General features: G+C 69.1%; 7 protein-coding genes. 3 read left to right on the forward strand and 4 right to left on the reverse strand.

Annotated features, from left to right (window positions below; genetic code table 11):
* Positions 1-50 precede the first annotated feature (50 nt).
* Complete coding sequence (locus VF746_07760; GenBank protein ID HEX8692295.1) at positions 51-662, reverse strand: hypothetical protein; 612 nt, start codon at positions 660-662, stop codon at positions 51-53.
* Positions 663-1,114: 452 nt separating this feature from the next.
* On the reverse strand, positions 1,115-1,888 hold the full coding sequence (locus VF746_07765; GenBank protein ID HEX8692296.1) for a hypothetical protein: 774 nt from the start codon (positions 1,886-1,888) through the stop codon (positions 1,115-1,117).
* Between the two features lie 503 nt (positions 1,889-2,391).
* Between VF746_07765 and VF746_07770 the strand changes: the two genes are divergently transcribed.
* Both VF746_07770 and VF746_07775 read left to right on the forward strand, forming a co-directional pair.
* Positions 2,392-3,756, forward strand: coding sequence for a hypothetical protein (locus VF746_07770; protein HEX8692297.1), 1,365 nt, complete (start codon positions 2,392-2,394; stop codon positions 3,754-3,756).
* Positions 3,757-4,322: 566 nt separating this feature from the next.
* Complete coding sequence (locus VF746_07775) at positions 4,323-5,111, forward strand: phage Gp37/Gp68 family protein (GenBank protein ID HEX8692298.1); 789 nt, start codon at positions 4,323-4,325, stop codon at positions 5,109-5,111.
* Here VF746_07775 and tcmP read toward each other — a convergent pair.
* Entirely contained in the window at positions 5,108-5,959 is an 852-nt protein-coding gene (gene tcmP / locus VF746_07780; GenBank protein ID HEX8692299.1) for a three-Cys-motif partner protein TcmP, read from the reverse strand. The two genes, VF746_07775 and tcmP, sit on opposite strands and share 4 nt — an antisense overlap.
* Before the next feature lie 343 nt (positions 5,960-6,302).
* On the opposite strand from tcmP, the gene VF746_07785 reads away from it, so the two are divergent.
* The gene (locus tag VF746_07785) at positions 6,303-6,575 is read left to right on the forward strand and encodes a hypothetical protein (protein ID HEX8692300.1); all 273 of its coding nucleotides are present in this window, start codon (positions 6,303-6,305) and stop codon (positions 6,573-6,575) included.
* A 74-nt stretch (positions 6,576-6,649) separates the two neighbouring features.
* Here the strand turns inward: VF746_07785 and VF746_07790 are convergent, their stop codons facing one another.
* The gene (locus tag VF746_07790) at positions 6,650-8,596 is read right to left on the reverse strand and encodes an FtsX-like permease family protein (GenBank protein ID HEX8692301.1); all 1,947 of its coding nucleotides are present in this window, start codon (positions 8,594-8,596) and stop codon (positions 6,650-6,652) included.
* Positions 8,597-8,875: the final 279 nt, after the last annotated feature.

Raw genomic sequence — 8,875 nt, forward strand, 5'->3', positions numbered from 1 at the left:
CGCCCTCCGGCTCGCCGGACGAGCGCGGCCCGCAGACTCCCGCAACGGGGCTACCGGTTCTCCAGGGCGATGCTGGACAGCATGTTCTGCACGCCCCTGCACTCGGCCAGCGCGTGCTCCAGCGCATCGTAGACTTCCTTCCAGCGCAGCACTTCCATGGCGTCCGGCGCACCTGAGAACAGGGTGCTGGAGGCCCGGTCGTAGATGGCGATCCCCTCCTCGCACAGACGCTCCATCTCGGAGCGCTTCTCCACCAGCACCGCCGGGCGCTTGAGCTGGACCACGGACTCCTCGATGCAGCGGGTGGCGCGCACCAGCAGGTGCGCGAGCGCCCGCGCCGCCTCCCGCGTGCGGGTCAGGTGAAGGTCCTGCACGCGCCGGGCGGTGTCGTGCAGCAGGCTCACCAGGCCTCCCAGCCCCGACGCCACCTGGTGGACGTCCTCGCGGTCCAGCGGCGTGACCGTCACGCCGTCGATCGCGGCGACCAGCTCCTGCCGGGCATCGGCGGATACGCGCTCCACCTCCGTCATTTCGTCCAGGAGCCGGGTGAACGGGTGCGGCTCCGCCAGGATCTCGTGCAGGATCCGCGCGGCTTCGGAAGCGCCGCGGGCGAGGTCGGCGAACGCCCGGTAGAAGTGCCGGGAAGGGGTATGGTGAGGCACGGAGCACCGGGTGCGGGTGGAAGGCACCGGACGCGGAATCCAGCGTGTCGCGTCGGCCGAAGGCCGATCGGCCGTCTCCTCCACGGGAGCCGGCGGCGCCGCGCGGACGGCCGTGCTCGTGCACGGTCCGCGCCATCCCGGTGCAGTCTCGCGGCGCGCCGTCAACGGGAACGGCGTCGGGTCGCGATGCGGCGGTGCTCGCCGCATACCGCGCGTCCCGCCGGCAGCGCAGGCGTTCGTCGACCTGGCGCGCGAGAAGGCCGGGTGAGGCGGGCGCGGCCTTCCGAAGCGAGCCGAAGCCCCGCCGCGAGCCGCGGCGGGGCTCCCCGGTGCCGTCATACGACCCCGATACCGGATCCAGAAAACATCGGGCCTCACGCAGAGCAAGCAGAGAACCCCTTCTGTTGACTCTGCTTACTCTGCGTGAGAAAAGTCTTTTCGCCGGCCCGCCGTCAGCCTTCGATCGTGAACGTCGACTGCGCGTAGCCGACGTTGGATTCCGCCTGCTGCACGGCGTAGACGGCGACCGTGGACTCGCCCGGGGGCGGCAGGGGGAACGACGCCGTGAACGTGTTCGTGCCCTGGAACGTCATCGTCTGCGTGGCCGGAGAGCCGGACGGAGGCGTCAGCACCGCGACGACCTGGAACTCCGGCGCGGGCCAGTAGGGCTCGGGGCCCCCGGAAGGCGGCGGCCAGGTGGGCGTGGTGACCGGGCACCCGCACATCATGGTGACCGTCGCCGTGACGCCGACCTCCGCGCCGACGGTGGGCGCCACCGACACGTTCAGCCCCGGGATGCTGAGCAGCAGTCCCGGCTCGCTGGTGAGCTGCATCCCGGGGACCACCCACATCATCACCGAAGCGGTGACCGGGCTGCTCGTGTCGTACAGCGCCGTCGCGCGGAACTCGAGCAGCGCCGGCTCGGCGAGCGGGAACGTGGCGGTCACGCCCGCGGTCGCCGCGTCGGGCAGGAGCCAGTACCCGCCCGCGGGGGGGCCGGACGGAGTCGGCTGCACGGCGATCACGTCCCGCGAGGCGGCCGCGGCGAACGGATCTCCGGCCTTGCTATCGACGACCCCCGAATCGCCGGCTGCCTGGACGGGCCCGAAGAGGACCTCGCTCCCGTTCAGGACGGACACCAGCGAGTACCGCACGCCGGGCCCGAGGAACTTCCCGCCGCGCGCCTGGACGCGGATGAGCACGCTGGTCTGCTGGGGCTCGCCCATCCCGGCCTCCTCCCGTTCTGGTGTGATCACGTCCCCACGCGAGAACCTCAACGTAGCGCCGGGCCCGGGCGAAGGAATAGCCCCGGTTCGCCATCGCCCGCCGTGGGGAGCGGGGCCGCTCCGTGGACGCGCCCCGGTGACTCCGGTGCCGAGGGCTTTCCCCGTCGCCCCTCTCAATAAAACAGTGAAGCTGCAATCGTGGGCTGCACTATTTCTGTGAAGGCCTCCTGTCCTGCCGTGGCGCATGGCACGCCGGCTTCCGGGCCGCCGCGCCGTCTCGCTGAAAATCCAAGCATCTGCGATCCAACAGCTTAGGATGCCCATGGTCCTCGCCGGAGTGACGTGCCGGAGGGCGGATGGGGGCTGTGATCCGACGGGCGTGCCGGTTGCCTTGAGCGGCGGCGGATTTCTTCCCGGGCGCAGTCGGGTCCGGGCCGAGCCAGCGGAAACCCGAAGGTAGCTGGACAACTCCATCTCACCCACAGTCCGTGGAGGAGGACCTCATGCGTCGTTTCATGCTCCCGCTGTTGCTGGTCGCCGCCGCCGCCTGCGACCGCGCGTCGGACCCGACGGAAGCCGGGCCGCTGGCGTCCGGGCCGGCGTTCTCGGAGGCGATCTCCCAGGTGTCGCAGGACCCGACGCCCGACCAGCTGGCCGTGGCCCGCGCGGTGCCCGGGTTCGGCGGGTACTTCATCGACGAGACCGGCGCGCCCACGGTGTGGCTCACCGACCCCAGCCAGCGCCCGGCGGCCGAGGCCGCGCTGGCCGGCTTCCTGACCAGCTTCGGGTGGACGGCGAGCGACCTGAAGGTGCGCCAGGCGGACTACGACTACGTGCAGCTCGACTCCTGGTACCGCGTGGCGTGGCCGAAGGCGCTGGCGCTCCCCGGCGCGGTGTCGAGCGACCTGGACGAGGGGAAGAACCGGCTGCGCTTCGGCGGGGTGGACGCGGCGGCGCTGGCGAGCATCGCGCAGACGCTCACCGACCTGGGCGTCCCCAGCTCGGCCACGGTGCTGCAGCTGCGCGCGCCGGTGGTGCGGGCCGCCTCCCTGCGTGACCGCATCCGCCCGGCGCACGGCGGGCTGCAGATCAACTTCTTCCCGCTCCCGGCCAGCCCGCTGACGCTGGTGTGCACCATCGGCTTCAACGCGCTGCGCGGCACCGAGCAGTCGTTCATCACCAACTCGCACTGCAGCAACGTGCAGGGCGGCGTCGACACGCCCACCGACTACTACCAGGCCGAGCGCGGCCTGATCGCCAACCCCGCCAACTACATCGCCCGCGAGGCGGACGATCCGGTCTACACGGCGAGCGCCGAGTGCCCGCTGGGCCGCCAGTGCCGCTACAGCGACGCCTCCCGCGCCAGGTACTCCGTGGGCCTGGAGTTCAGCATGGGGCGCATCGCCCGCACGGCGACGCTGAACACGGCCCAGCTGGAGGACGACCCGGGGATGCTGACCATCGACGCGGTGAACCCGCAGTACCGCCTGGTGGCCGAGCAGGCGCTGCCGATCCAGGGGCAGACGCTGAACAAGGTGGGCCGCACCACGGGGTGGACGCAGGGGACGGTGGCCTCCACCTGCGAGAACGTGAGCGTGACCGACTCGCAGATCACGCAGCTCTGCCAGAGCCTGGTGAGCGCGTTCGTGGCGGGCGGGGACAGCGGCTCGCCGGTGTTCGGGCTGCACACCGACGGGACGGCGTTCCTGGCCGGGATTCTGTGGGGGAGCTCGACGGACCTGGTGACGGGCGAGGTGCAGTTCATCTTCAGCCCGCTGCAGAGCATCGAGCGCGAGCTGGGCGAGCTGACCACCACCGACCCGATCACCACCTGCACCACCAAGAAGTGCGCGAAGAAGGTGCGTTGAGCGTGACGCTCGATTAGCGGCTCGTCCCGCTGAAGCGCCGAGCTCCCGGACGCGGACCGCGTCCGGGGGCTCGGCCTTTCCATTCCGCGGATCGAAAAGCCTCACACCGAGTCAACGGAGGTAACGGAGGAGCCCCCCTGCAACGCCCTCCATCAGCTCCGTTTCCTCCGTGTGAGACATGCGGTTCCGGATCTCGACGCGCCGGGCTACTGGCCCGGGCGGCGGGCGTGGGGGCCGCTGGTCTGGGAGGCGAGCGCGGCGGAGGCGAGGAGGAGCGCGGCGGAGAGGCGAAGGAGGCGCATGACAGCTCCTTCCGGCGGTGGGAGGTGGATCTGCGGTCCGCAGGAACAACGCGCGACGGGGTGGAAACGGACGAGGGAGCTTTCTTGAGAACATCTCCTTTAGCCGTATAGAATAGTACCATGGCGATCATCAACGTAAGCTCGACTCGACAACGCTCATCAAGAGTATTGCATCACCATGGAGTTTTATTGACCATCGTTTTCTGGAGCGGTATTATCTCAGGCGTGCTCCCAACGTTCTTTCTCCGCTTCAGTGAGGGCTCCATGGGCGATCGAAGTGCCATCGAGTGGACCGACGCGACTTGGAACCCGGTCACCGGCTGTACGAAGGTTAGCGCAGGGTGCGACAACTGTTATGCCCACACTCTTGCCCACACACGCCTGGCTGAGGTTTACCTCCGAGAGCTACCCGTTGTCCGAAGCGAGAAGAACATTGCAGATCCTTTCTCCGTACGCATTTGGCCAGACCGACTTAGTGAACCCGGGAAGTGGAAAAATCCGCGCATGGTATTCGTAAATTCTATGTCCGACCTCTTCCACGTAGACGTTCCTGAAACATTCGTTCGCGATATTTTCACAGTAATGCTCAAGGTTAAGCGGCATACCTACCAGGTCCTCACGAAACGTCCGTCACGCGCGGCGAGATTTTTCATACGCAACCGCGACCTGTTCTCCACAGGGGAAATTCCCAGACACATCTGGATGGGAACCAGCGTGGAAAATCAGAATGCTGTGTACCGGATTGACCAGATCCAGAAGGTGCCGGCGACAGTCCGTTTTCTTTCGTGTGAGCCGTTACTCGGTCCGTTGCAACTGGACCTCGCTGGAATTGACTGGGTGATTGTTGGCGGTGAGAGCGGGATTGGATACCGCCCGATGAATCCTGAATGGGTGCTCGGGATCAAGGAACAGTGTGAGGCAGCCGGCGTTGCGTTTTTCTTCAAGCAATGGGGGGGACGGACACCGAAAGCGGGCGGGAGAATGCTCAATGGACGTACCTGGGACGAGATGCCGGTGCGGGATGAAACCCCGGATCTGCTTGCGTTTGCTTAAGGATCGAAGAGAGACCGCTGCTCCGTGGAACTTCCGATGGCCTTCCGCCAGAAGTCGTACCCGCGGGGGTGCTTGCTATAGAACGCGAGGTAGTAGAGCGACTGGTTCGTTCCCTCGTTGCGTGTAACCTGCTGGAAGTCCCTTTCCTCCGGTCGCTCGTACCCGATCTTCACCATTGATGCGGTGAACTCGTCCGCGAGGAAGCGAGGAAAGGGAACTCCCTTTGACTTCACATTGTCCCACTCAGGGCGCCAGTTAGGATTTCCTAAAAGGCGGTCGATCTTGTCATTCTTCGGATCTTCATAATGTGGCACGTTCCGTTGCCCGTCCATGTTGACAGCCAAGAGGATCAGAAGATCCATCTTTCGTCCATCGGCAATCTGCCGAATGGTGTGAAAGCGGAACCTGAGGTCGAATGGGTCCGCAAAGCAGAAGGTGAGGGCACGCTCCGCGGGCAGAAGTTCGCGAAGTCGAGGTGCCAACCGATACGCATCCCCCTGCAAGATCGTGACGTCAGCGTCGGGTGCCGTCCGTTGCACCCGCTCAGTTAGTCCTACGATGTTCTTTTCATTTTGATCACAGAAGATGTATTTGTCGAAGCGGTCCCTGACGGAGAGCGCGAGGAGAGGTGAACCGAGTACCCATTCCCTCGAGTTTTTCAAGATAGCCTTTCCCGCTCCGGCGTAGAGGTCCAGGTACACGCGCGTGTCGTGCTTCGACTTCATGCCGGTGGTGAAAATCACGAGATAATTCCAGAGTCGCATATACTTCTGCAACCCCCAATCTCCAACCTCAGGTGCGGGCAGGTCGTCGGCCTCGGCGTGTGGCAGCTTGTTGTAAATTTGCATTGAGGAGAGGATCGATCACAACGAGAGTGCCGTGGGTCTAATAGCCCAGAGTGAGAAACTCAGAAGGAACGTGACGTTTGGAACGATAATTTATGTGCAGCTTGTGAGCAAGCGAGGCCAAGCAGCCGTTCGGGTGGCTGGCGGTCCTCCTGGCGTGGTTGTGGACTGAGCATTGCCTGGCGGGCCGCCGCTGGCGCACACAGTCCGTCTCTGCGTGGGCGGTATGCCTAATCATATCAGTAGTCTTCATTCTTTGGGTTCACGATTCGGCGGAGGCCTTTCGCGACGACGGCCCGCGCGAGAGATTGGCGGCGCTCACGTCCACAGGACTCCCGAACCGCACATGGCCGCTCCGCTCCCGTTCCCGACCGACCACCCCCCGTCGCCGCCCCAGCGCAAGAGCGTGGCCCTGGCGGTGGCGCTCGCGGCGCTCTTCGGGCCGCTGGGGCTCTTCTACGTCAGCACGCCCGGCGCGCTGTTCACGCTCTTCCTGGCGATCGTGGTCGGCATCGGGACCGTGGGGCTGGGGCTGATCCCGCTCTGGATCCTCTGCATCGGCTGGGCGTACGTGGCGGCCGGCCATTCCGCGGGGCACGACGAGCCGCCGCCGGCCTGATCCACATCCTCCCGATGATGACGAAACCCTCTCCCGGTGGACCGGGAGAGGGTTTTTCGCCAAGCCGGGAGCGCTCACTCGGCCTGGAGGGCGATCACCGGGTCGACGTGGGCGGCGCGGCGGGCGGGGATCCAGCTGGCGGCCAGCGAGACGGCGGCCAGCAGGAGGGCGACGGCGGCGTAGACGGTCCACTCCACCGGGTTCACGCCGCGGAAGACTTCCTGGAGCGCGCGCGCCAGCCCCAGCGCGCCCAGGAAGCCCAGGATGGCGCCGGTGCGGGCCAGGCGCATCCCGCCGCCCACCACGTGCCGCACCACCTGCCCGGGCTGCGCCCCCAGCGCCATGCGCACCCCGATCTCGCGCCGCCGCCGCGCGACGCCGAACGAGACCACCGCGTAGACGCCGCCCGAGCAGAGCACCACCGCGAAGGCGGCCACCACCCCCAGCGCCGCCGCGAACCAGCCGATCGGGGCGCGGTAGCGGGCGAGGCGCTCTTCCATCGTCATCACGTCGGAGACGCGGGTCCCCGGCGACCTGGCGCGCAGCGCGGCCGCGATGGCCGGCGCGCGCGCGAGCGGGTCGCCCGCGGTGCGCACGGCGACCGCGCCGACGGCGGGCGGGTGGCGCTCCGCCGGGAGGTAGAGCGCGGGGACGGCGCCGGTGGGCGAGCCGAGCCCGGCGGGCTGCACGTCGCCCACCACGCCGACCACCGTGTAGCGCTGCACTCCGCGCCCGGCTCCCTCGGCGGGCGTGCCGGCGAGGAAGTCGGGCGGGAACAGGTCGCCGGCGGCGGAGGAGCCGGCGCCGGGCATCAGCGTCTTGCCGATCACTGTGCGCGTGCCGGGGTAGAGGCGGCTGGCGGCGGCGCGGTTCACCGCCACTTCCGGCGCTCCCGGCCGTGGCAGCCGCCCTTCCGTCACGGGCACTCCCAGCGCGGCGAACCAGCCCCCGCTCACTACGTGGTGGCGCGTGGGGCGGTGCAGCACGGGCGCGGCGAAGCCGCCCTCGGAGCAGTCCAGGCAGAAGGAGGTGACGTCGTCCTGCGGCCCCAGCCCCAGCCAGGCGCCGGGGCTGGCGAGCGACGCGGCGCGCACGCCGGGGACCGTGCGCACCCGCGCCAGCGCGGCGTCGAAGAAGGCGGCGCGCTTCACGGGGTCGGCGGCCGCGGCGGGGGGCGGCTCCAGGCGCAGGGTGACGGTGTCGCGCGGGTCGAAGCCCGGCCCGGCGGCGCCGGCCTGGGGGCCCGAGCCGCGCAGCAGGAGGCCGGCGCCCACCAGCAGCATCATCGAGCCGGCGAACTGCCCCACGGTGATCACCCGGCGCACCCACCCCTCGTGCCGCCCCGGCGTGGCGCGCCCGCCCACGGTGAGCGCGTCGTACAGCCGCCCGCGCGAGGCCCGGAGCGCGGGGAGCACGCCCGCCAGCAGCACGGCCAGGGGGAGGGCGACGGCGAGCGCCAGCGCGGCGGCGTCGGGAGGCGCGGCCAGCCAGGCGCCGCCCTCGCCCGGCCAGGTGGCGCGCAGCACCAGCAGGCACGCGGCGCCGGCCAGCACCCCCGCGCCCCCGCCGAGCGCGGCGAGCACGCCCAGCTCGGCCAGCCGCCCGCCCAGCAGCCGCGCCGGGGTGGCGCCCAGCACCGCGCGCATGGCCGTCTCGTGGCGCCGGGCGGAGGCGCGCGCCAGGGCCAGCGCGGCCACGTTCACGCAGGTGCCCGCCAGCACCAGGAGCGCGGCCCCGAGCACCACCGCCAGCACGCCGCGCAGCCCGTCGCCCAGCAGCTCGCCGGGGGTGCGCAGCGCGTCGGTCCAACCCGGCACGCCGTCCGCCCCGCGCGGGAACGCGGGCGGGGAGCGGTCCGGCGCCGCGGCCAGCCCGGCGCGCGCGGCGCCCAGCAGGGGGAGGCTCGTCCCGATCCCGCAGGCGAGCATCAGGACCACGGCGGCGGTGAAGCCGGGGGCGCGGCCGAGCGAGCGGAGCGCGTGGCGCAGGTCGTCGCCGGCGGCGGAGCGGATGCGCGGCATGCGTCCTCGGGTGTGATGGCGGTGGACGATGAGGCATCGGTGGAGCTGCCCCCTAACGTCGCGTCCGCCCGCCGGGGACGCAACGCCCGCTTTGTCCTGAGCGGCAGAACGCCGCTTTATGACCAAGTTCAAAAACATAGCCTCACGCAGTAGGCGTTCGACAGTCGGATCTGACACGCGCGGCGTAAGTCAAGCCTTTGCAATCAGATACAACAACGCCGCTCCGGCCGCGTGTACAACGCGGCTGGAGCGGCTTCGAACGTCTAACTGCTTACTACA

It is taken from the genome of Longimicrobium sp. (assembly GCA_036389795.1).
GTDB lineage: Bacteria > Gemmatimonadota > Gemmatimonadetes > Longimicrobiales > Longimicrobiaceae > Longimicrobium.

Coding starts and splice junctions, on each gene's coding strand:
- VF746_07765 (HEX8692296.1), bottom strand. CDS start 1,888: ATGGGCGAGCCCCAGCAGACCAGCGTGCTCATCCGCGTCCAGGCGCGC.
- VF746_07770 (HEX8692297.1), top strand. CDS start 2,392: ATGCGTCGTTTCATGCTCCCGCTGTTGCTGGTCGCCGCCGCCGCCTGC.
- VF746_07775 (HEX8692298.1), top strand. CDS start 4,323: ATGGGCGATCGAAGTGCCATCGAGTGGACCGACGCGACTTGGAACCCG.
- tcmP (HEX8692299.1), bottom strand. CDS start 5,959: ATGCAAATTTACAACAAGCTGCCACACGCCGAGGCCGACGACCTGCCC.
- VF746_07785 (HEX8692300.1), top strand. CDS start 6,303: ATGGCCGCTCCGCTCCCGTTCCCGACCGACCACCCCCCGTCGCCGCCC.
- VF746_07790 (HEX8692301.1), bottom strand. CDS start 8,596: ATGCCGCGCATCCGCTCCGCCGCCGGCGACGACCTGCGCCACGCGCTC.